The organism is Sphingomonas sandaracina (assembly GCF_036663695.1).
Taxonomy (GTDB): domain Bacteria; phylum Pseudomonadota; class Alphaproteobacteria; order Sphingomonadales; family Sphingomonadaceae; genus Sphingomonas.
This window is the reverse complement of record NZ_JAXOJK010000006.1, coordinates 175,694-197,380: the sequence shown is the minus strand read 5'-3', so window position 1 is coordinate 197,380 and position 21,687 is coordinate 175,694. Positions and strand designations below refer to the sequence as shown.

The window sequence follows — 21,687 nt, the reverse complement described above, 5'->3', positions numbered from 1 at the left end:
ACCGGATAGCCGAGGCGCGGATATCTCTTGAAATTCCATGATTTGCGGGCCGTGATTGCTACCCGTTCGCCGGTAGCAATCGGCTGATCCCGCAAGTGTCAGGTTCGCGTTTGATCCTCATCAGCGCACCCTGCGCAGCGGTCTACCTTCGCCGATGTCAGCGGATCACGTGAACCACAATTTTAGCCGTAGCCAGTATCGCGCGACCTAGCGGGCGGCTGCCATCTCTGGTTGGCACGCGCCAACCGGTCGAGGATTGGAAAACCGCATCGCATCGTCGACCGAGCCGAATTTCAACGCCAGCAGGTCGAGCGCGTAATTCTGGTTGAGCTTCCACGGCTTACGCTCGCCCTGCGTGGGCAACGCGGCCGCAGCCCGCTGGACGTAGCCTGACGTGAAATCGAGAAACGCCTCGCTCTTCATCGTCGGATCGTCGTTATACGGGGTCGCCTGGCGCAACCCGCGCTTGGTCATCGTGTTGAGCAGGCGGCAGACATACACCGCGGTAAGGTCCGCCTTCAGCGTCCAGGACGCGTTGGTGTAGCCGAAGGTCGAGGCCAGATTCGGTACGCCGTCGAACATCATGCCCTTGTACTGAAGCCGCCCGGCGAGTTCGATCGGCTGCCCGTCCAGGCTGAACGCGACCCCGCTCATCAATTGCAGTTCGAGGCCGGTCGCAGTGACGATGACGTCGGCGGGCAGGTCCTTGCCCGAATCGAGCCGGATCCCTCCGGGTGTGATCCGCGCGATCGTGTCGGTGACGATCGATGCGCTGCCGGCGTTGATTGCCGCAAACAGGTCGCCGTCGGGCACTAGGCAAACGCGCTGGTCCCAGGGATTGTAGCGCGGCGTGAAATGCGTCGCGACGTCGTAGTCCGGGCCGAGCTGGTCGCGGACCATGCCGATCATCCGCTCCTTCACTTTGGCTGGCTTCTTCCGCGCGAGACGGTAGAAAACCATGCCCATCAGCACGTTCTTCCACCGCGTGATGCCGTAGGCCGCCTTGGCCGGAAGCTTGCCGCGCAGCCAGTTCGCGATGCCATCCTCGCCCGGGCGCGCGACGATGTAGGTCGGCGAGCGCTGGAGCATCGTCACGTGCTCCGCAGTCTTTGCCATCGTCGGCACCAGCGTCACCGCGGTGGCACCACTGCCGATCACCACGACCCGCTTGCCGCTGTAATCGAGGTCCGCGGGCCAGAATTGCGGGTGTACGATCTGCCCGCCGAAGCTCTCCGCGCCCTCGAACTCGGGCGAATAGGCTTTGGCGTAATTGTAATAGCCCGCGCACATCGACAGGAAGTTGCAAGTCAGCGTCACCGCGGCGCCGTCGGAACCGGTCGCCTCGACCGTCCACCGCGCGTCCTCGGTCGACCAGGCGGCGGATTTGACGTGATGGCCGTAACGGATTTTCCGATCGATGCCGTATTCGCGGGCGGTATCTTCGACATAGTCGCGGATCGACGGACCATCAGCGATCGACTTGGCCGCGGTCCAGGGGTGGAAGGCGAACCCCAGCGTGTGCATGTCCGAATCGGAGCGGATGCCGGGATAGCGGAACAGGTCCCACGTCCCACCCATCGACTGCCTGCCCTCGAGGATCATGTAGCTGCGGTCGGGGCAGCGCGTCTGGAGGTGGTAGCCGGTGCCGATCCCGGAAATGCCGGCGCCCACCACGATCACGTCGACATGCTCGGTCATGCTGCATCCTCCCGCCCCGGCGTTACGCCGTAGGTTTCATAACGGAACCTATCCTGTTGCCGACCGAACTCAATAGTCCTTGGAATATTTGACACTTGCGGACTGTCCGCCGCTCGATCCGGCCGCCGACAACAGGCTGAGCGCCCTGGTCAGCGCGATCTCGAGCTGCGTCGAGGTGAAGCCCTTCGCGTCGGTCACGATCTCCACATAGATGTTCTTCGTGATGTACTTGCCGGCGGCCAGACTGGTGCCGCGACCTGTCGCCTGATCCGCGCCGAGCACGCGCAACCGGTCGAACCCGGTCGCCGAACGCAGCTTGCCGAGCGGGTTCAGCCCACCCCCGCCCGACCCGCGCAGCGAGTTCAGCGCAGACGCCAGCTGGATCGCCTCTGTGGCCGACAGATTGGCCGGGCTGGACCCGAACAACAGGCGGCTGAGCACTTCGTCCTGCGGCAGGGTCGGCGTCGAGGTGAACGCGATCTGCGGCTTCTGGCCGGTGCCGGTGATGACGATCGTGACGGTGATGTCGCTGGTCGTGGTGCTCGCCTCGATGTTGATATCCGGATCGGTCAGCGCACCGCCGCGGAAACGGATCTGGCCCTTGGTGACGTCGAACCGCTTGCCCGAGAACGAATAGGTGCCACGGACGATATCCAGGCCACCGGTGACGATCGGTGCGGCGGACGTGCCGCCGATCCGCATGTCCATCTCCCATTCCGACTCCAGGCCCATGCCCGAGACGAACAGCTGGTTCGGTGCGCGGACCCGGAGATCGAGCTTGAACGATCCGGCATTCGGCACCTGCGACCGATCGGTGGACAGCGGCGTCCGGACATCGCCCTTGCGGCGCACGCCCGTCAGTTCGGGAACCTCGGCTTGGCCCTGACGGATGATCTGATAGCGGGCCTCGGGAACCTGGAGATCGCCCTGGATCAATCCACCATTGCGGTCATGCGTCAGGCGAACAATGCCCGTGGTGGTCGCGCTGATCGCATCGCTCTTGGCAAGCTGCGCATTGTTCAGCGTCGCACGGATATCGATCGGGAAGCCGCTGTCCGCCGCGAACCCGATCGAGCCCTGCGCCTGCACGGTGCCGTCGCCGGCCTTCGCATTGAGCTGTGTCAGTTGCAGATCGGTGTTCGAGAACCGTCCGGCAATCCGCATCTGCGACAGGCGCGTGCCATAGGTCTCGTTATCGTAGGTCAGGTTGTCGGCACGGACGACGCCGTTCAGCTGCGGTGCGGAAAGGCGTCCGGAGAAGTCGGCGGCGACAGCGATGGGCCCGGACAGTTGCTGGTTGGGAATCGCGGCGAAGCTGAACAACACCGCGGACGGGCCGTTATAGCGGATCCCGCCCGACAAGGGCGCGGCCATCAGGCGCGTGCTCCACGAGCCGTTGCCAGCGGGCAACGGTCGCAGGTTCGCGACCATACGGCCTATGACCGACGTACCGCGACGGACCAGCGCGCGGCCGGTGGCGCCCTCGCCACCAAGCGTGCCGGCGAACACGATATCGACGGGTTCGGAGACGGCAGCGAGGCCCGAGCGGGTGAAGTTGCTGACGGTCACGCGGGCGTCCGCGGTCGGCAGTGCCGACGAGTTCGCCTGCGAGAAGTCGAGGCTGCCGGTCGCCTTGCCGCCGATGCCGAGGTTCGGGACCAGCGCCGACAAGGTCGACAGGTCGAGACGGTCGAGCCTGACCTGGGCGTTCGTGCCATGGCCATAGCTGCCGGCCAAGCGCGCGGAACCGCCACCTGCCCCACCGAAGTCGAGGCGGGTTGGGGATAGGCGGTATTCACCGTTAACCGCGTGTATGCGGGCCGGGTTGACGGTGCGGAAGTCGATGCCGTTTGCCTGGCCTTGCGCGGCTACGAGGTAATTGTTGGGGCTTAGCCTGGCGTTGAGCGCGAGGCGGAAGGGGACGCCGTTCGAACCGGTCAGCAACGCCTGCGCGGTGCCCTTGCCGCCGACGTAATTCACCTTGGCCCGCGCCGCCGAGAGGACGATCGCGCCGTAGCGCATGTCCGCGATTTGCGCGTCGGCGACGATCTGCGGCGTCGGAGTCAGCACCGCGGTGGCGTTGACGATCGCGCGGCCGATGGTGAAGTCGACCATGCCGGGGATCCTGGCACCGTTCGCGCGCGCAGCGACGTCGGCGCGCTGGTAGCCGCCCTGGTTGGCGAGACGGACATTGCCCGACAGGCCTTGCCCGGCGAACTGCAGTGCGCCCGCGAACGGACCCGCCGCGGTCTGCACGATCCGGCCGCTGCCGACGATCCCGGCGAACACGACGCGGCGCACGTCGACCGCGAGTTGCGCGCCGGGCCTGACCAGCACGTCCGCGGTGAACGGCCCATAGTTGGTGCCGCCACTGGCGGTAACGGCATAGGCGCCGCCACGGCCGACGATCCGCGCGTTGAGGTTGACGAGGCCGACGCCGACGCCCGGCCGCGGTGCGCGCAGGACGACGACAGGCGCGGTCGCGCTGCCCGTCACGCGCGCCGACAACGGCCCGTAGACAGTCGAATACGCATCCGCGTTCACCAGCACGGCGCCAGTGGCGGGATCGAACCGACCCTCGCCGCGCGTGACGCGGAACTGTGGCGCGTTCATGCGGAGATTGCGGAAGGTGACGATGCCCTCGGGACTGTAGCCGATGTCCGAACGGACGATCGCGTTGCCGCCAAGGAAGCTGCGCGCGCCTTCGTTGAAGATCTGCGAGGTCTGCGCGACGACGCGGCCGGTGATCCCGAAGCCGCCGTTCGGGCCCGGCACCAGCTTCGCATCGGTCGTCAGGTTGACGATGCCGATACCGTCGACGCGGTAATTGTTGATCCGCCCCTTCAGCGCGCCGGTGTAGCGCCCGATCGCCATGTTCGCGACGACCACGGCGGTCGCGTCGATCTTGTCCGAACGGATCTTGAGGTTGTCGGAGAGGACATTGACGCCGGAGATCGCGAAGTCGCCGTCGATCGCGACGTTGGTCGCCAGACCGCCGACCGCGGCGTTGAGCCCCGTCACGCGACGCGCCCGCGCCTTGACCGGCACGAGGATGCGGTCCGAGTTTACGCGTGCGAGCCCTTCGGCGTAAAGATTTTCCACGCCCATGTCGCCGAACGCGATCGTTGCCGCGCGGACCTTGTAGTCGACCGTCGGCGTCGCGAACGCGCCGTCGAGAACGACACGCGCGGTGACGTCGCGCCCGTGCAGGTTCGGCAGGATCGCACCCGGCGTCAGCAGCTTTGCGTTCACCGCGAAGTTGCCGAAGCGGCTGTTGGCGAGATCGATCAGACCACCGGCGTCGACGGCCAGCGCGTCCGACTTCAGCGTCATCCGCGTGTCGGCCTTGCGGTCGTTGAGCGTCGTGTCGATCGCGACGTCGAGCTGCGGCGCGGTCAGGCGTTCGACCGGACCTTCGAGATACAGGCCGGGACGCGTCGAGCCGCGTACTTCGATATGGCCGTTCTTTGCGGTCAGACCGAGGTTCGCGAGCTGCCCGCCGCCGAGCGTCGCGACCGCGCGGCCCTGCCACGAGGCCCAGCTGCCACGGCCATCGACGGTCGCGGTCAGCGGCGCCTTGAACGATCCCATCGTCGATACGACGCCGCCGACCGGTGCGGTCAGCTTCACGTTGACGTCGAGCTTGTTCTGCTCGGGTACCGCGTCGAGCTTCAGCACGAGGCGGTCACCGCCGGCGATGCCGGGGCCGGTCAGCGCGGTCGCGTTGGTCGTCAACTGCGCGCGCTTGTCGGCGATGTGCACCGCGCCATCGATCTTCACGATATGCGTCTGGCCGGTGACCGGTTTGGCGATCAGGAAACGGTCGATCACCAGGCGGTTCACGTCGATATCGAGATCGGGGAGCAGCGGTGCGTTCGGATCGGTCGGGGTCGCGTTCAGCAGCGGGCGGCGCTGCAACGTCACCAGCGGCGTGGTGAGCGAGCGCACGTCGACATGGTTCTTGGTGAACGCGAACGGACGCCAGTCGACGCTAAGCTTCGGGCTGGTCAGGAACACGCCCTTGGGGTCCGACACGCGCACGTCGCTCAAGGTCATCGCGCCGTAGATCGATCCGTCGATCCGGCCGACCTTGATGTTCAACCCCGACGCGGTGGTGTAGCCGCCGATCTGGTCCGCGACGAGGCGCCGGCCCGGATCGGTGTTGATCCCGAACAGCACGATCAGCACGAGCGCGACCAGACCGACGATCAGGATGGCGAGCCATTTCAGGATGCGCTGCCACAACGGGCGACGCTCGACGATCACCGTTTCGTGCGTCGTCTCGACGTGGCCCCGCTCAGCAGGTGGAGTGCCGTTTTCGGCCATCAGAATGCCTGCCCGATCGAGATGTAGAGAGCGATCTTGCCGTCGCCCTCGCGTGGGTTGAGCGGAGTCGCGACATCGATCCGCATCGGGCCGAAGCTGGTATAGAAGCGCCCGCCGATGCCGGCGCCGTAGCGCAGCGACGAGAGGTTCGGCGTGCTGCTCTCATAGCTGTTGCCGGCGTCGATGAACGGCACGATGCCGAAATCGCCGAACCGGTAGCGGGCTTCAAGTGCAAATTCGTTGAGCGAGCGCCCGCCGATCGGGTTGCCGTTGGGATCGAACGGCCCGAGCCGCTGATAGCCATAGCCGCGCACCGATCCGCCGCCGCCGCCATAATAGCGCCGCGACGGTGCCAGATCGTCGCGGTCGACGCCCTGGATCGAGCCCGCCTTGGCGCGACCGGCGATGACGATGCTGCTGGAGACGGGGTAGTAGAACGTCCCCTCGATCATCGTGCGGATGTATGGCTTTACCGATCCCTGCACCGATGTTTCGGGGCTGAGGTTCAGCGTCAGGCGATAGCCCTTGGTCGGATTGAGCAGGCTGTCGGAGCGATCGAACTTCACCTGGCCCGGCAGTGCGACGATGCCGTAAGTGCGGCGGACGTCCCTGCCCTGCGCGAAGTCGTAGACGCTCTCGTTCGTCCCGACGAGTTCGCCACCGTAGTAATAGGTCAGCGGCTTTTGCCAGATCGGCGTGGAGTCATAGCTCCAGCGGACGCCGACGCTGGTGGTGAACGCGTCATAGGCGTCGTAATTCGAATGGTTCGCGCCTGCGGTCAGACTGAACGTGCGATCGCGCCGGCCGGCGTTCGCGCGGCGCAGCGTGCCCGACACGCCTTGCTCCTGCGTACCGGCGATGACCGAGGCGAGCAGCGCGCCCTCGTACGGGAACAGGTTGCGGTGCTGCCACGTGCCCTCGGCGCGGAAGCCCTGCCCCGTCGAAAAGCCGACATTGCCGCCGAGCGAACGCGCCTTGCCCTCGCTCTGGCGGACCAGCAGGTCGACCTGCTCGGTGCCGTCCGGATTGATCGTGCCGGTACGGACCGGCTCGACCGACACGGTCGAGAACAGCGACGTCGCGACCAGCGCATCGCGCAGGTCGTCGGTCATCCGGTTGTCGTAGAGTTCGCCCGCCTTGAACCGCGGGAACAGGTTCAGATGCTCGAGATCGAACACCGGATCGCCTTCGGTGCGAAGCTGCCCGAACGACGAGCGCGGACCGGTATCGACCGGCAGCGTGTACGCGCCGGTCGGGGTCTGGTCGTCGAGCAGGATGTCGCGCTCGCCGACCTTGACGAAGGGATAGCCCTGCTGCGGCAGCGTCAGGCTGACATTCGCCTCCGCGCCCTGAATTCGGGCCGCCTGGATCGGGTCGCCGACCTTCAGCGGCAATTGCGTGCGGACCAGGTCGGGTGGGGTCGTGGCGTTCGCCTGCACGGCGATCGACGACAGCGAATAGAGCCGGCCGGGTTGCGCGCTGACAGTCGCCTTCAGCCGCGCGGGCTTGGTCTTGTCAGCATCGGGAATCGTCTCGATCGTGGAGATCGCGGTGGCGTCGTAATAGCCGAGCGACTTGAGCAACCGTACCGCCAGCGCCTCGTCCTCGCGGGCGCGCGCCGCGACCTGCGTGGCGTTCGCCGCCTTGCCCTTGCCCTCGGCGAGCGCGGACAGCGCCTTGTATTCGCCCGCGAGCCCGTCGCCGGCCTTGTCGAGACCCTTGGTCGCGGTCTCGTACCGGATCTCCGGCGCGTCCTTGTCCTTGATATCCCCCGCAGTCTGGAGCGGGGTCGTGTCGAAGCTCGACAGCGGCGTCAGCGGTTGCGCGAGCTGTAGGTCGCTGGGCCCGGTCGGCGGAAGCACGTCGCCTGAGAGCGTGGTGGCGGGAGAAGTCGCGGTTGCTGGCGTAGCGGGTGTCTGCGTGGACGACGGCTGCGTTGACGGGGCGGGCAACGGCGCCATTGCTTCCAGCGGTGCATTCAGGTCACCGCTCAAGGGCGGCAAAGCGCTGTCGAACTCGGCGTCGGGCACGATCGGCGCGTCGGAACGTGGATCGCCGGATTGCGGCTGATCGCTCGGCTTGGGCGCGTCAGGCCCTTTGGCCGGAGCGGTGCCCGGCTTGACCAGCTGCGCCGACGCGACGCCCGCAAATCCTCCAGTGAATCCCGTAGTCGACGCTACCAACGCCAAAGCGAGCCAATGATGCCGGCTGTTCGAAGCTGTCACACGATCCCCTTTACAGGCAGCGATCGTGCTCGATTCACCCCCATCTTCGTCCACGTAACGCACATAGGACAGCTTGGTTTCACAAAAATTAACCGCAGATTTCACCTCATACACAGCCGATGAGGCCGCCGACCGGCATGACGACGGTATCACGCCCGGGGCGGTCGATCCGCAACGTCGCCGACGTCACGGTCGCGCCCGCGGAGATGTCGGCACGAACGGCGACCGCCATGTCGAGAGTCGCGGTCACGTCGCCGCCGCGGTACTGGGTGACGCCGCCGAAGCCGAAGCCGATCGCGGGCGACTGCGTCGTCATCGCGTAATCCGCGGTCTTGCCGTCGATCGCGAGCCGGATCTGCGCGGGCTCCGCGGTCGCCATCGCGACGAGCAACCGGCCGGCGTCCATGCTCCACAGATAGGCGGCACAGCCCTTGGCGGGCAGCGTCTGCTTGCCGATCGCGCCGAGCGGGCCCGGACCTGGATTGGAACTGGGACTGGACCCGGGATTAGCCCCCGGATTGGCGGCAGGTGGCGGCGTCGCAGCTTGAAGCGCGAGAACAAGAGCGAGCGATATCATAGGGTCGCGCCTATCATGAAGAGCCACGCGGGATAAGCCGCGATCGCCAGCAACGCGCCGAACGGAAGCGCGGTGTCCGCCGCCATGCTGCGGCCCCTGAGGTGCGCGGCGAGAACGACACCGAGGCCGATCATGCTCGCGATCAGCAGGACGGCGGGCAACATCTGCCATCCGAGCCACAGTCCGATCGCCCCGAACAGCTTGGGATCGCCGCCGCCCATCCCGTCGCGACCGCGCATGCGGCGATAGCCGAATGCGACCAGCCATAGCGTGCCGAACCCGGCGAGCCCGCCGATCAGCCGCTCGGCGAGCAGCGGGTCGATACCGAGCGCCGCGCCGGCGAGCCCGGTCGCCGCGAGCAGGAGCGTCAGCCGATCCGGCAGCCAGAACGCGACGAGGTCCAGGCTCGCCAACGCCAGCAGCAGCCATCCGAACACCGCGCCGGCGATCCCGACCGGCCCCGGTGCGACGATCCCCGCCGCCACGCCGATGACGAGCCCCCCCACCTCGATCCGCCAATGCACCGGGCCGATCGCCACTCCGCAGCCACGGCATCGTCCGCGAAGGACGACCGCGCTCAGCAACGGCACCAGTTCGACCGCCCGCAGCGTGCGTCCGCAGCTATCGCAGACCGAGCGCCCCTGCATCACCGATCGTCCGTCGGGCCAGCGCATCACCAGCGCCGCGATAAAGCTGCCGAGGATCGCGCCGAGCACGCCCAGCAGCGCCGTCCAGAATGCCGTCTCAGACACCCGTCTTGCGGACCAGGTAGCGATACACGCCTAAGATGTTGATCCCGAACAGCACGATGTTCTGCGTGCCCAGCGCCCAGTCCCCGGTCAAGACCGCGCCGCTCAGCCATGCGATCGACGAACCGACGAACAGCACGAACCCCCACCCCGTCACGCGGCGCCCGAAATCGAGCGATACCATGAACGCGGCGATCACGCCGGACGCTGCGGCACACCATTTGAGCGTCGTTATGAGTGTTTCCATGATGCGAGGTCTAGGCGCACCCGGCCCTGCTTTGTATTGCCGCACATCAACCCCAGATACGGGGACAGAAGAATATATGGAGAGTGAAGTGGCCGTCGATCGAGATCCCATCGTCATCCTGTCCTACGCGCGTACGCCGATGGGTTCGTTCCAGGGGGCGCTTGCCGGCGCGACCGCGACCGAGCTGGGGGCCGATGCGGTCCGCGGTGCGGTCGAGCGAGCGGGCGTGTCGGCTGCCGAGATCGAGCGGATCTACATGGGCTGCGTGCTACCCGCCGGGCTCGGCCAGGCGCCGGCGCGACAGGCGGCGATCAACGCCGGGCTGGGCGATCACGTCGAGGCGACGACGGTCAACAAGATGTGCGGATCGGGGATGCAGGCGGCGATCCTGGCGGCCGATGCGCTCGCGGCGGGGTCGGTCGACCTGCTCGTCGCGGGGGGGATGGAGAGCATGACCAACGCGCCGTATTTGTCGAAGAGCCACCGTGGCGGGGCGCGGATCGGGCATGACCGGATGTACGACCACATGTATCTCGACGGGCTCGAGGATGCGTATGAGCCCGGCAAGCTGATGGGCAATTTCGCCGAGGATACCGCGCACGAATATCAGTTCACGCGCAAGCAGATGGACGATTACGCGATCGAATCGCTGCACCGTGCGCAGGCCGCGCAGACGTCCGGCGCGTTCGACCGCGAGATCGTGTCGGTCGAAATCGCGGGTCGCAAGGGCACGACGACGGTCTCGCTCGACGAGCAGCCGGCGAAGGGCGACGTCGCCAAGATCCCGACGCTGAAGCCTGCCTTCTCGAAGGACGGCACGATCACCGCCGCCAACGCCTCGTCGATCTCCGACGGTGCCGCCGCTTTGGTGATGACGCGGGCGAGCGTCGCCGAACGGCTTGGGATCACGCCGATCGCGCGGGTCGTGGCGCATGCCGCGCATGCCCACGCGCCGTCGTTGTTCACGACCGCGCCGGTGTTCGCGATGCGCAAGGCGATGGAGAAGGCGGGCTGGTCGGCGTCGGACATCGACCTGTTCGAGGTAAACGAAGCTTTTGCCGTCGTCGCGATGATCGCGATGCGCGACCTCGGGCTGCCGCATGACAAGGTGAACATCCACGGCGGCGCGTGTGCGCTCGGCCACCCGATCGGCGCGAGCGGCGCGCGGATCCTGGCGACGCTGCTGTCGGCGCTGGAAACCACCGGTCAGAAGCGCGGGCTGGCGTCGCTGTGCATCGGTGGCGGTGAGGCGACTGCGATGGCGGTCGAGTTGATGGGCTGACTTCCCCCCTCCCTGGAAGGGAGGGGTCGGGGGTGGGTTGCTCTCCGCGAGTCCCGCGCGCAGTCTGATGAGATGCCGCGCGTACCTCCCGAGTTGACGCGGCGCGCACGAGAGTTGCGCAACCATCCGACGGATGCGGAGATCGCGATCTGGCATAAGGTCAGCTTTTTTCGGCCCCGGTTCACGCGCCAACTGGTGATTGAGCGGTATATTGTCGATCTGGCATGCCGGGAGGTGCGGCTCGCGGTGGAGTTCGACGGCAGCCAGCATATCGGTTCGGTTCGGGACATGGGGCGGACGCGGCGTCTGGAAGCGTTAGGCTGGACGGTGATTCGGTTCTGGAACTCTGACGTCGCCGGGAATCCTGACGGGGTGGCGGAGGCTATTCTGGCGAAGGTCATCGACCTTCAACGGCCGACCCACCCCCAGCCCCTCCCTTCCAGGGAGGGGAGCTAGGAAGGGCAACCCGTCTGCCCCTTCTTACCCCCCTCCCTGGAAGGGAGGGGTTGGGGGTGGGTCGGCTTCCGCATCACGCGCCGCCGCCCCCGAAACCTAAAGTCCTAAAATCCCAACCCTCAAGGCAGCACCTCGCCAGCCTCGACACCCCAAAGCCCCGCGATCTGTACGAACCCCGCCTGCCCCTTCACGTCCATCCGGCACCAGCCATTGTTGCACTGGCTAAGCCGCCCGACCACGCCCGGTGCCGCGCGCCACAGCACGCGGCTCCCCGCATTGGGCTTCTCGCGCAGGTCGACCGGTCCCGATCCATGGACGATCGCCGTGCGCGTGCCGCTCAGCAGGTTCGCCTGCATCCAGCCCTCGGTGCCGTCGGGATCGGCGATCTTGCGCCATTCCTTGAAGATCGCGACGACCTTGATCGGCAGATCCTGGCGTTGGTACAGCCAGCTCGCGGGATAGGTGCGCGCCGGCCCCGTCCGCATCCGCGCGCGCGTGGCCGAGATCGAGGCGTAATAGGGCACGCTTCGCTTCGTCGCGTCGGCCGCAGTCGCCGGGTCGGGCACCAGAGCGGTCACAACAAGTGCGGAAAGCGCGGTGGCGAGAATGCGCATGATCATGTCCTAGCTGGCGAACCGACGTCCTATCGCGACGAACTGCTTTCCTCAACCGAAGTTGCAGCCCCGATGTTGACGGGGCGTTGACGGGCACGAACGGCTTCGCCAAGCCGTCCGCATGATCGACACACGCCGCTGTCCGAACCCCAAGGTCGTCGTCACCCGCGAACTGGCCGACACGCTGATGGATCGGATGGAGGCGCTGTTCGACACGCACAACAACCGTGCCGACACGAAGCTCGACCGCGAACAGCTGGCCGCCGCGATGGCCGATTGCGACGTGCTGGTGCCGACCGTGACCGACGACATCGACGCCGACCTGATCGCCGGCGCGGGCGATCGCCTGAAGCTGATCGCGAACTATGGCGCGGGCGTGAATCATATCGACCTGAAGGCGGCGCGGGCACGCGGGATCATCGTCACCAACACGCCGGGGGTCCTCACCGAGGACACCGCCGACATGACGATGGCGCTGATCCTGTCCGTCCCCCGCCGCCTGGCCGAGGGGGAGAAGCTGGTGAGATCGGGCCAGTGGAACGGCTGGAGCCCGGGCGGGATGCTCGGCCACCGGATCGGCGGCAAGGCGCTCGGGATCGTCGGCATGGGTCGGATCGGCCAGGCGGTCGCGCTCAGAGCGCGTGCGTTCGGGCTCACCATCCATTATCATAATCGCCAGCAACTGCCCGCCGTCCGCGAGGCGCAGCTGGCGGCGACGTTCCATGCCTCGCTCGACGACATGCTTGCCGCGGTCGACATCGTGACGATTCACACGCCGCTCAATCCCGACAGCCGCAACCTGATCGACGCGCGCCGGATCGCGCTGATGCGATCGCATGTGTACCTGATCAATGCGGCGCGCGGCGGGATCGTCGACGAGGTGGCGCTGGTCGAGGCGCTGGAGAACGGGCGGCTGGCAGGCGCGGGTCTCGACGTCTGGGCGCACGAGCCGGTGATCGATCCGCGCCTGCTCGCGCTGCCCAACGTCGTGATGCTGCCGCATATGGGCTCGGCGACGTTGGAAGGCCGCATGGCATCGGGCGAGCGCGTCATCCAGAACATCCGGATGTGGGCCGATGGGCACCGACCGCCGGATCAGGTGCTCGACGGCTGGATCTGACGCGGCAGCCGTCGACCCACTCCGCAAGTGACGGAGGGGGAGGACACGGAGCGACGTTTCGCGTGCCTCCCAACCGTCTGGCAAGTGCCAGCCACCTCCCCCTGGCGGGGGAGGATCGTTCCATCACACTTAGACCGCGCGCATCCAGTGCGTGCGTGCGACGGTGCCGGTCATGACCTTCGATCCGAACGCCTTGATGATCTTGGCGGCATCCGCGCTGTTCATGAGCACGACCCGCGTGCCGCCCGACGGCAGCGTCTCGATCGCGCTGATGATTGCACCATGCTTCTTGCACATCGCAACGACCTGAGGCTGTTCGACACTGACGTTCACCGCGCGCGAAATCGGCACGACGGTGTCGGCGCCCGCCTTGTCTGCGCCCGCCTTGTCTGCACCCGCCTTGTCTGCACCTGTCGTCACGATGCGAGCGCCTGAAATACGGTGGAAGAATAGATCGTCATGCGGCATTCCCGGCTCGGAGCGGGAGCGCAAAGCATCTCTCAGTCGCAGCTTGCCCATACGAAGCGCCGCGATGCGCAGGGTATGCGCGCAATCGCCCGAAACGGCAATGGCGGCGCTAGGTCCGGACCCCCAGTAGGGCCAGTCCGAAAGCGACAAAGATCGCACCCGTTACCCGGTCGAACGTCCGCCTGAGCGCCGGTCGGGTGAGATAGCGGGCGAGCGTCCGGCCGCCCGCCGCGTAGATCCCGTACCAGAGGCTCTCGACCACCGCGAAGGTCGCCACCAGGATCGCGAACTGCGGTGCCTGGGGCGAGGCGCGATCGACGAATTGTGGAAGGAAGGCAGCGGCGAACAGCAGCAGCTTCGGGTTGCTGATACCGATCACGAACCCGCCGCGGAACAGCCGGCGTGCGGAGACCGTCACCGGCAGCGTATCCGCCCCGACATCGATCGGAGACCCCGCGCCGCGCCACGCCTTAATGCCGAGGAAGACGAGGTACGCGACACCCGCATAGCGCAACGCGTCGAACACGCGTGGCCAAGCTGCGAGCAACACCGATACGCCCGCCGCCGATGCCGCCAGCACCAGCACCAGCGCGGTCAGGCATCCTGCCATCGCCGCGATGCTGCGGCGTGCGCCGAAGGTCACGCTGCGCGTCATGACGTGCAGCATGTTGGGCCCCGGCGTCCCGCACAGCAGGACGATCGCGACCACGAACAGCCACCATGCGTGGAGTGTCATGTTTGCCCCTGCCCTTCATGCGGATACGGAGAAACTGGCTGCCTACCGGCGCCGGCAGCCTGCTGGAAACCGTGCCGAAAACGGTCCGTCACCCCGGACCTGTTCCGGGATCCACGGTGCGGCAAACTCACACCTTGAGAGACTGCGGCGCCGTGGATGCCGGAACAAGCCCGGCATGACGAAGAAAGTGGCGTATCGGATATCAGCGCCGCCGCCAAACTGCGGTTCGCCACTGCCCCCAGCCTCAGTCGCCCGTCAGGATTCGATCGACCAGCTGCCCGACGCTCGGCACGAACCCGTTCGAATAGAACGGATCCTTCTTGAAATTATACGCCGCATGCCCCGCGAACATCAGGTTCTGATCGATGTCGCCGCCGTGCGCGATGTCCTGCAACGTCTTCTGGATGCAGAAGCTGCGCGGATCGGCCAGTCGCCCGGTCGAGTTCGTCTCGGTATCCGCCCAGCTCGAGAACGAGCATTGCGATAGGCAGCCCATGCAGTCGGCCTGGTCCTTGCGGATCATGCCCTTCTCGGTCGGGCTGACGAAGACGAGCGTGTTGTCCGGCGTTTTGAGCGCGTCGGTATAGCCCTCGCCGAACCACTGCCGCGCGCGCAACAGGTCGTTGCGGGTGACCCAGAAGTTCTTGCCCTTCACGCCCACGTCGAGCTGGAAGATATGATCGCCGGCCTCTTGCGTGGAAAACGCGATCTGGCGGTCGGACCGCGCCTCGAGGCTGCGCAGGAACGGATTGCGCACCGCCGACGAATAGAAGCCGGTCGGCGAGAATTTGTGCAGCAGCACGTCGCCCGGCTCGATCTGCGTCAGCGCATCCTTCCACCCCTGCGGGATCGGGCTTTCGCGCGTCAGCAGCGGCCGGGTGCCGAACTGGAACGCGATCGTTCCGAGCTCGGGATTGTCGATCCAGTCGTTCCAGTCGCGCAGATACCAGACGCCGCCCGCCATCACGATCGGCACGTCGTCGCTGATGCCGCCTTCGCGCATCACGTCGCGCAGTTCCTTCACGCGCGGATACGGGTCCTGCGGCTTCAGCGGGTCCTCGGCGTTCGACAGGCCGTTATGCCCGCCCGCGAGCCACGGGTCCTCATACACCACCGCGGCCAGCCATTCGGCGGCCTTCGAATAGGCACGCTTCCAGAGGGCGCGGAACGCACGGCCGGAGCTGACGATCGGCAGATAGCTAACGCCGTAGGACGCGGTGATCTCGGACAGCTTGTACGGCATGCCCGCGCCGCAGGTGACGCCGGCCACCTTGCCGCGCGTGCGCTCCAGAACGCCGTGCAGGATGCGCTGGGCGCCGCCCATTTCCCACAGCACGTTGATGTTGATCGCGCCCTTGCCGTCGGCGATCTCGTACGCGCGCTCGACCTGCTGGACCGCGCCTTCGATGGCGTATTGGACGAGTTCCTCGTGCCGGTCGCGGCGCGTGAGCGCGGCATAGACCTGCGGGATGATCTTGCCCTCGGGATCGTAGCTGTCGGCGTTGACGGCCGAAACCGTGCCGATCCCCCCGGCCGCGGCCCAGGCGCCGGCCGATGCGTGGTTGGTCGCAGCGACACCCTTGCCGCCCTCAACCAGAGGCAGGACTTCCCGACCGTTATAGACGATAGGCTTCAGGCCCTTGAACACGACGTCACCTCTCCCGGAAAATACGGCCTACTAGAACGCACGGACGCACCATGCGAGGAAATTACGACCTACGTCAGCGCACCGGGGCGCTGCAATGCGGCTTCGTACAGATCGCGGTAGCGCGCGATCATCACGCCTTCGTCGAACGCTGCCCGTGCCTTGGCCTGGTTCGCGGCGCCGACCGACGCTCGCAACGCTGGGTCCGACACCAGCGCCTGAAGCGCGTCGCGCAATCGAACCTCGTTAGGGATGTCGGTCACGAACGGCAGGTTTTCGGGCGCCACCATCCGTTTGACGTCACCGACCGGATAGCTCGCGATCGGCAGGCCCGCCGCCATCGCCTCGACCACCGAAATCGGAAACTGCTCGCTCCGCGACGATACCGCCAGCATGTCGAAATGGCCGACATACCGGTATGGGCGATCGAGGAATCCCGGCAGGACCAGCTTGTCCGCCATCCCCATCGCCGCGGCGGCCTGCACTATGTTCGCGCGCTCCGGCCCCTCGCCGACGATCACCAGCCGAACGCGTCCCGACACGCCGCCGACCGCGCGGACCAGCGCGGTGAGGTCCTTCACTTCGCGCAGGCCGGCGAGCGCGCCGATGACCACTTCCTTGGCGTTGCGCGTGAAGCCGGGGATCGCCTTGGGCTCCGGCTTTTGCGTGTAATACGCCGTGCCGATCCCGTTGACGATCCGGTGGACCCGATCGCGTGGCTGTTTCCAGGTCTCGAGGGCGATCTTTTCCAGCATCTCGGACGGGACGGCCAACGCATACGCCGCGCTGAGGGCGAGGCGCCGATAGATGTTGCGCTCGATCTTCAGCCCGTTTGCCTCGTCGCCGTTGAACCCGTCCTCGTGATGGACCAGCGGCGGCGCGCCCTTGCCGAACACCCGCCGCGCCATCGCGCCGTCGATGCCGCCCCAATTGTACGTCAGCACCAGGTCGAACCGCCGCATATACTGCGCGATCGCCTCATAGCGCTTGACCGAAGGTTTGCCGGTCAACGGCGGCGGGGTCTGCGCGAGCTCGTAGCGGATGCCCTTGGCGATCGAATCCCGCGCGCTGGTCTGCTCGGGCATGCCGGATACGATGGTATGTTTCGCGCGATCCCCGAACGCATTCATCAGCCGCACCGCGCGCGACTCCTTGCCGCCAAGGTCGAACGAGGAATGGAGATGGAGGATGTTGACGGGTGCGGCCATCCCTGACCGATGCCGATTTTCCCGGCTGGTTTCAAGAGTGGCGCAAACCCGCCCGCGCGCCCTCGACTTGCACGATCCGCGGCACGATGCCATGTAGTGGACAAGCAGTCACGCGCAGCAAGCAGCGGGACGACATCCCTAGACTATCAGAGAGTTGGACGAGGATTTCGAGCAGCGGTCGCGCTCGATCGATGATTTTGCCCATTCGCGGCAGGGTCTTCGCGCGGCCCGAACGACAATCCGGTGATGGATTCCCGCCCCCGCTCGTGAAGCGCCGGAGGCCAGGCCAGACCGCAAATGATGAGGCACCACGATGCGGCTCCCTTCTAACGACGACATGACCACGCCCCGGTTCGACGCAGATTCCGACGCCGATACTGGCGGGGCGACGACGATCGATACGCGCGTGACCCGGCGCGGGCTGTTGGGGTCGGCGATCACGGCGGGTGGTGCGGCGATGCTGCCGCTCGCGTCCGCCGACGCGGCGACGACGGAACGCAACGTCGACGTGCTGCTGGTCGGCGGCGGGATCATGAGCGCCACGCTCGCCGTGCTGCTCCACCAGCTCGAACCGACCTGGACGATCGAACTGGTCGAACGCCTCGACAAGGTCGCGGAGGAAAGCTCGAACGGCTGGAACAACGCCGGTACCGGCCACTCGGCGCTGTGTGAACTGAACTACACGCCGGTCAACGCGGCGGACGGTCTGGTCGAGATCAAGAAGGCGATCGAGATCAACGAGCAGTTCCAGGTGACGCGCCAGTTCCTGAGCCATCAGGTCGATGCCGGCATGCTCGTCAACCCGCGCTCGTTCATCAATTCGACGCCGCACATGAACCTGGTGTGGGGCGATGCGAACGTCGCCTTCCTGCGCAAGCGGCATGCCGCGTTGCAGGCGAGCCCGCTGTTCTCGGGCATGGAATTCTCGACCGATCCCAAGCAGATCGCGCAGTGGGTGCCGGCGATGATGCAGGGCCGCGACCCCAGCGTGAAGCTCGCCGCCACGCGCTCGCCACTCGGCACCGATTGCAACTGGGGCGAGGTCACGCGGCAATATGTCGACGCGATGCGCAAGCAGCCCGGCTTCACGCTGACCACCGGTCACGAGGTCCGCTCGCTGGAGCGCAGCGCGGACAAGCGCTGGCGCGTGACGGCGCGCGACATGAAGAGCGACGACAAGCAGATCATCAATGCCCGCTTCGTCTTTGCCGGCGCAGGCGGTGGCGCGCTGCCGATCCTGCAGAAGTCGGGGATTCCCGAAGCCGACGATTATGCCGGTTTCCCGGTCGGTGGATCGTTTCTGGTGACCGACAAGCCCGAGGTGGCGCAGCGTCATCTCGCCAAGGTGTACGGCAAGGCCGCGGTCGGATCGCCGCCGATGTCGGTACCGCATCTCGACACGCGCTATCTCGACGGCAAGCAGGCGCTGCTGTTCGGGCCGTTCGCGACCTTCTCGACCAAGTTCCTCAAGGAAGGCTCGTATTTCGATCTGCCGGCGTCGGTGACGCTCGACAATTTCCGGCCGATGATCGCGGTCGGCTGGGACGATTTCGACCTGGTCGAGTATCTCGCGGGCCAGCTCATCATGTCGGACGCCGACCGGATGACCGCGCTGCGCGAGTATTTCCCGGGTGCCAAGGATGGCGACTGGCGGCTGTGGCAGGCGGGGCAGCGCGTCCAGATCATCAAGCGCGATCCGAAGAAGGGCGGCGTGCTGAAGCTCGGCACCGAGATCGTCGCGTCGAAGGACGGCTCGATCGCGGCGTTGCTCGGCGCATCGCCGGGTGCCTCGACCGCGCCGTCGATCATGCTCGATTTGCTCAAGAAGGTCTTCGCGAACCATCTGGCGACGCCTGCCTGGCAGGCCAAGATCCGCGAGATCGTCCCGAGCTACGGCGTCACGCTGAACGACAAGCCCGACCTGATCGCCAAGACCTGGGCAGCGACCGCGCAGACGCTGCAACTCACGGTGCCATCGCCGGCGGTGCAGGTCGCGACGCAGCCGAAGCCGGCGGCGACACGCGTCGAGGTTAACCGCAGCCCTGATCTGGCACTGTAAATCGGGGCGGCTAGGTTAAGCCCTTGCAGATGCCAAAACCACCCCGTCACCCCGGACCTGTTCCGGGGTCCACCGTGCCGCAAACCAAATTTCGATGAGTTTGCGGAACGGTGGATGCCGGAACAAGCCCGGCATGACGAAGGAGTGTTTATCGCGCGGCAGAATCGCGATCAGGCGGCGAACACATCCTTCGGGATGTGCGTGATCCGGCAGGCCAGGTCCGCCTCGCCGCTTGCCACGACGTAGAAGTCCCCCGCATCGGCGATGCCGGTCGTGAAGACGACGTTGTCGAGATACATCTGGTCCTTCAGCGGCTCGGTCAGTTCGGGCTTGGGCTCGAGCAGCGCGGTATGTTCGGTCGCGACGGTGATCGACGGATCGTCCTTGTCGAGGATCGACCAGTAGGTGCGGTAGATGCCGACCACGCCCGAAGGCTCGACGCCGTGCCACAATGTCAGCCAGCCGCGGTCGGTCAGGATCGGCGGCGCACCTCCGCCCATGCGCGCGGTCGAAACCGTGGCGGCGTGCGGCCGGATGCCGGGCTTGTCGTGCGGCTTCCAGTGGAGCGCATCGGGTGACCTCGACAGGTTGATCGACGGCCCTGCGCGCCATTCGCTACCCGGCGGATAGGCGAAATACAGGTCGCCGAGCGGCCGCGTCTGCGCCCAATATTGCCCGTCGATCAGCCCTTCGAAGATCAGCATGTCCTTGTTCTGGTGATCGAGGACGATGCCCTCCAGCTGCCAGTCGAGCGCATCGGCGGACGAATACAGCGTCGTCGCGTGGCGTTCCGGGCTGACCGAACAGGTCGTCATCAGATAACGGTCGCCAACCTTCGAGATCCGCGCATCCTCGACGCCGTAGCACTGGTACGAGGTCCGCGGCGCAATCGCCTTGTCGTAATGCACCGCGACGACCGAGCGGCCTTCTGCGTCCAGCTCGACCGGCAGCAGCCACGAGAGCGACGTCAGCGCCATCACCTTCCACCCGCCGCCGGGGATCAGGAATTTGCGGGGATCCTTGGTATCGACCATCTGCAACGGCCACGCGTCGAGCAGATATGCGCCGTCCTGCCAGCGGATCGCATGGACGTTGCCGTTCTTGATCGGGTGCCGCAGGGCTTCCGCCACGCGGACCATCAGCAGCAGATTGCCGTTCGCCAGCCGGGTCATCCCCGGATTGAACGCACCGAGGACATAGGTCTCGGCACCGACCTTGCCCGCCAGCGGCGAGCGCGACAGGTCGATATCGGCGGGGGTGAAGACGAGCTGATCGAACATGCTGTTCTCCTGAGGTATCTGGTCTTTCATTCGGTCTCCGTTCGCCCGCCCCCTTTTCAGTTCGCCACCCTATCTCCGTTCGCCCTGAGCGAAGTCGAAGGGTGTGCCCCAAGTGAAGGTGCTTCGACTTCGCTCAGCACGAACGGACTTTAGGAGGCTAGTCGACGCCTACTCCCCCTCCAACGCCCGCGGGACGATCACGATCTGCTGGATGACCGACCGCGTCGGCTGGGTGAGCAAAAACTCCACCCCCGCCGCGATGTCCTCGGCGCGCAGCATCTGCTCCGCCGCGATCATCTGGCGCTGCTTCTCGTCGGGAACATCCGGGTACTGCATGTTGGACCCGACCTTGCCCGGCTCCACCAGCGAAACCTTGACGCCCTTCGGTCCCAGCTCGCGCCGCAGCGCCTCCGAGAACCCGGCGATACCCGACTTGATGCCGGCATATACGGTCGAGCTGGGCCCCAGGATATGCGCGCTGAGCGAGCCGATGATGACCATGTCGCTGATCGGCGTCATGCGGTGCGCGGCGTGGTGCGCGGCCAGCAGATACGCGGTGAAGTTGACCGCGATCGCGTAGCGCAGTTCGTCTTCGTTCATCTGCGTCAGGCCACCCGCTGCGACTGCCGCATTGATAACGGTGATATCGAACCCGCCGAGATACGCCTCGCCCGCATCGAAAAACGTCCGAACCTTGTCGGGGTCGCCCAGTTCGGTGACCATCCCCTCGCCCTCGCCGACCGTGCGGATGTGCGCCAGCGCGTCCTGCAGATAGCCCTCGTCGCGCCCGCAGATATAGACCTTGGCCCCCTTCCCCGCGAGCATCACCGCGATCGCGCGACCGATCCCGGTCGTCCCCCCGGTAATGATCGCGCGGCGACCTGCCAGCGGGCGGACATCAGTGTGTAAGGCGGCGGCGTGTAAGGCGGCGGTTTCGGTCATCAAGTTTCCCGGCAGAGCAGCAGAATGGCGGCGAGGCACGTCGCCTGCCCTATCC

The 21,687-nt window shown here is 66.3% G+C and carries 17 protein-coding genes; 4 read left to right on the top strand and 13 right to left on the bottom strand.

The window, feature by feature from the left end:
- Positions 1 to 207 precede the first annotated feature (207 nt).
- The 6 genes from U1707_RS16795 to U1707_RS16770 all read right to left on the bottom strand — a co-directional run bounded on the left by U1707_RS16795 (position 208) and on the right by U1707_RS16770 (position 9,822).
- Positions 208 to 1,698 (bottom strand): flavin-containing monooxygenase, encoded by a 1,491-nt coding sequence (locus U1707_RS16795; RefSeq protein WP_332801201.1) that lies wholly within the window; start codon positions 1,696 to 1,698, stop codon positions 208 to 210.
- 69 nt (positions 1,699 to 1,767) lie between these two features.
- Positions 1,768 to 6,024 carry a translocation/assembly module TamB domain-containing protein gene (locus tag U1707_RS16790; protein ID WP_332801200.1) on the bottom strand — a complete coding sequence of 1,419 codons (4,257 nt, stop codon included), beginning with the start codon at positions 6,022 to 6,024 and terminating at the stop codon, positions 1,768 to 1,770.
- On the bottom strand, positions 6,024 to 8,249 hold the full coding sequence (locus U1707_RS16785) for an autotransporter assembly complex protein TamA (protein ID WP_332801199.1): 2,226 nt from the start codon (positions 8,247 to 8,249) through the stop codon (positions 6,024 to 6,026). Before U1707_RS16785 ends, U1707_RS16790 begins: the two co-directional genes overlap by 1 nt.
- Positions 8,250 to 8,355: 106 nt before the next feature.
- Positions 8,356 to 8,826, bottom strand: a complete 471-nt coding sequence (locus tag U1707_RS16780; RefSeq protein WP_332801198.1) for a hypothetical protein — start codon at positions 8,824 to 8,826, stop codon at positions 8,356 to 8,358.
- The gene (locus U1707_RS16775) at positions 8,823 to 9,578 is read right to left on the bottom strand and encodes a prepilin peptidase (RefSeq protein ID WP_332801197.1); all 756 of its coding nucleotides are present in this window, start codon (positions 9,576 to 9,578) and stop codon (positions 8,823 to 8,825) included. Before U1707_RS16775 ends, U1707_RS16780 begins: the two co-directional genes overlap by 4 nt.
- A complete protein-coding gene (locus U1707_RS16770; RefSeq protein WP_332801196.1) occupies positions 9,571 to 9,822 on the bottom strand; it encodes a hypothetical protein in 252 nt (83 codons plus the stop codon). Before U1707_RS16770 ends, U1707_RS16775 begins: the two co-directional genes overlap by 8 nt.
- 88 nt (positions 9,823 to 9,910) lie before the next feature.
- Between U1707_RS16770 and U1707_RS16765 the strand changes: the two genes are divergently transcribed.
- Positions 9,911 to 11,104, top strand: coding sequence for an acetyl-CoA C-acyltransferase (locus U1707_RS16765; protein ID WP_332801195.1), 1,194 nt, complete (start codon positions 9,911 to 9,913; stop codon positions 11,102 to 11,104).
- Positions 11,105 to 11,176: 72 nt separating this feature from the next.
- Positions 11,177 to 11,560, top strand: a complete 384-nt coding sequence (locus U1707_RS16760) for an endonuclease domain-containing protein (protein ID WP_332801194.1) — start codon at positions 11,177 to 11,179, stop codon at positions 11,558 to 11,560.
- A gap of 119 nt (positions 11,561 to 11,679) precedes the next feature.
- Here U1707_RS16760 and U1707_RS16755 read toward each other — a convergent pair whose 3' ends face one another.
- Positions 11,680 to 12,174: an SH3 domain-containing protein gene (locus U1707_RS16755; RefSeq protein ID WP_332801193.1), complete on the bottom strand. Its 495-nt coding sequence runs from the start codon at positions 12,172 to 12,174 to the stop codon at positions 11,680 to 11,682.
- A gap of 121 nt (positions 12,175 to 12,295) precedes the next feature.
- Between U1707_RS16755 and U1707_RS16750 the strand changes: the two genes are divergently transcribed.
- The gene (locus tag U1707_RS16750; RefSeq protein ID WP_332801192.1) at positions 12,296 to 13,294 is read left to right on the top strand and encodes a 2-hydroxyacid dehydrogenase; all 999 of its coding nucleotides are present in this window, start codon (positions 12,296 to 12,298) and stop codon (positions 13,292 to 13,294) included.
- 129 nt (positions 13,295 to 13,423) lie between these two features.
- Here the strand turns inward: U1707_RS16750 and U1707_RS16745 are convergent, their stop codons facing one another.
- From U1707_RS16745 to U1707_RS16730, 4 genes are all read right to left on the bottom strand, one after another.
- Positions 13,424 to 13,714 (bottom strand): hypothetical protein, encoded by a 291-nt coding sequence (locus tag U1707_RS16745; RefSeq protein ID WP_332801191.1) that lies wholly within the window; start codon positions 13,712 to 13,714, stop codon positions 13,424 to 13,426.
- Between the two features lie 157 nt (positions 13,715 to 13,871).
- Positions 13,872 to 14,498, bottom strand: a complete 627-nt coding sequence (locus U1707_RS16740) for a LysE family translocator (protein ID WP_332801190.1) — start codon at positions 14,496 to 14,498, stop codon at positions 13,872 to 13,874.
- 244 nt (positions 14,499 to 14,742) lie between these two features.
- Positions 14,743 to 16,146 carry an NAD(P)H-dependent flavin oxidoreductase gene (locus U1707_RS16735; RefSeq protein WP_332801189.1) on the bottom strand — a complete coding sequence of 468 codons (1,404 nt, stop codon included), beginning with the start codon at positions 16,144 to 16,146 and terminating at the stop codon, positions 14,743 to 14,745.
- 68 nt (positions 16,147 to 16,214) lie between these two features.
- Positions 16,215 to 17,351 carry a glycosyltransferase family 4 protein gene (locus U1707_RS16730; RefSeq protein WP_332801188.1) on the bottom strand — a complete coding sequence of 379 codons (1,137 nt, stop codon included), beginning with the start codon at positions 17,349 to 17,351 and terminating at the stop codon, positions 16,215 to 16,217.
- A gap of 313 nt (positions 17,352 to 17,664) precedes the next feature.
- Between U1707_RS16730 and mqo the strand changes: the two genes are divergently transcribed.
- A complete protein-coding gene (gene mqo / locus U1707_RS16725; RefSeq protein WP_332801187.1) occupies positions 17,665 to 19,410 on the top strand; it encodes a malate dehydrogenase (quinone) in 1,746 nt (581 codons plus the stop codon).
- 170 nt (positions 19,411 to 19,580) lie between these two features.
- Here the strand turns inward: mqo and U1707_RS16720 are convergent, their stop codons facing one another.
- Complete coding sequence (locus tag U1707_RS16720) at positions 19,581 to 20,690, bottom strand: glycoside hydrolase family 130 protein (RefSeq protein WP_332801186.1); 1,110 nt, start codon at positions 20,688 to 20,690, stop codon at positions 19,581 to 19,583.
- Between the two features lie 168 nt (positions 20,691 to 20,858).
- Positions 20,859 to 21,632, bottom strand: coding sequence for an SDR family oxidoreductase (locus tag U1707_RS16715; protein ID WP_332801185.1), 774 nt, complete (start codon positions 21,630 to 21,632; stop codon positions 20,859 to 20,861).
- Between the last annotated feature and the right edge of the window lie 55 nt (positions 21,633 to 21,687).

Bases quoted from the DNA above. Each gene is read 5' to 3' on its own strand.
- U1707_RS16760 (WP_332801194.1), top strand. From the start codon at position 11,177: ATGCCGCGCGTACCTCCCGAGTTGACGCGGCGCGCACGAGAGTTGCGC.
- U1707_RS16730 (WP_332801188.1), bottom strand. From the start codon at position 17,351: ATGGCCGCACCCGTCAACATCCTCCATCTCCATTCCTCGTTCGACCTT.
- U1707_RS16790 (WP_332801200.1), bottom strand. From the start codon at position 6,024: ATGGCCGAAAACGGCACTCCACCTGCTGAGCGGGGCCACGTCGAGACG.
- U1707_RS16740 (WP_332801190.1), bottom strand. From the start codon at position 14,498: ATGACACTCCACGCATGGTGGCTGTTCGTGGTCGCGATCGTCCTGCTG.
- U1707_RS16720 (WP_332801186.1), bottom strand. From the start codon at position 20,690: ATGTTCGATCAGCTCGTCTTCACCCCCGCCGATATCGACCTGTCGCGC.
- U1707_RS16755 (WP_332801193.1), bottom strand. From the start codon at position 12,174: ATGCGCATTCTCGCCACCGCGCTTTCCGCACTTGTTGTGACCGCTCTG.
- U1707_RS16770 (WP_332801196.1), bottom strand. From the start codon at position 9,822: ATGGAAACACTCATAACGACGCTCAAATGGTGTGCCGCAGCGTCCGGC.
- U1707_RS16715 (WP_332801185.1), bottom strand. From the start codon at position 21,632: ATGACCGAAACCGCCGCCTTACACGCCGCCGCCTTACACACTGATGTC.
- U1707_RS16780 (WP_332801198.1), bottom strand. From the start codon at position 8,826: ATGATATCGCTCGCTCTTGTTCTCGCGCTTCAAGCTGCGACGCCGCCA.
- U1707_RS16750 (WP_332801192.1), top strand. From the start codon at position 12,296: ATGATCGACACACGCCGCTGTCCGAACCCCAAGGTCGTCGTCACCCGC.
- U1707_RS16795 (WP_332801201.1), bottom strand. From the start codon at position 1,698: ATGACCGAGCATGTCGACGTGATCGTGGTGGGCGCCGGCATTTCCGGG.
- mqo (WP_332801187.1), top strand. From the start codon at position 17,665: ATGCGGCTCCCTTCTAACGACGACATGACCACGCCCCGGTTCGACGCA.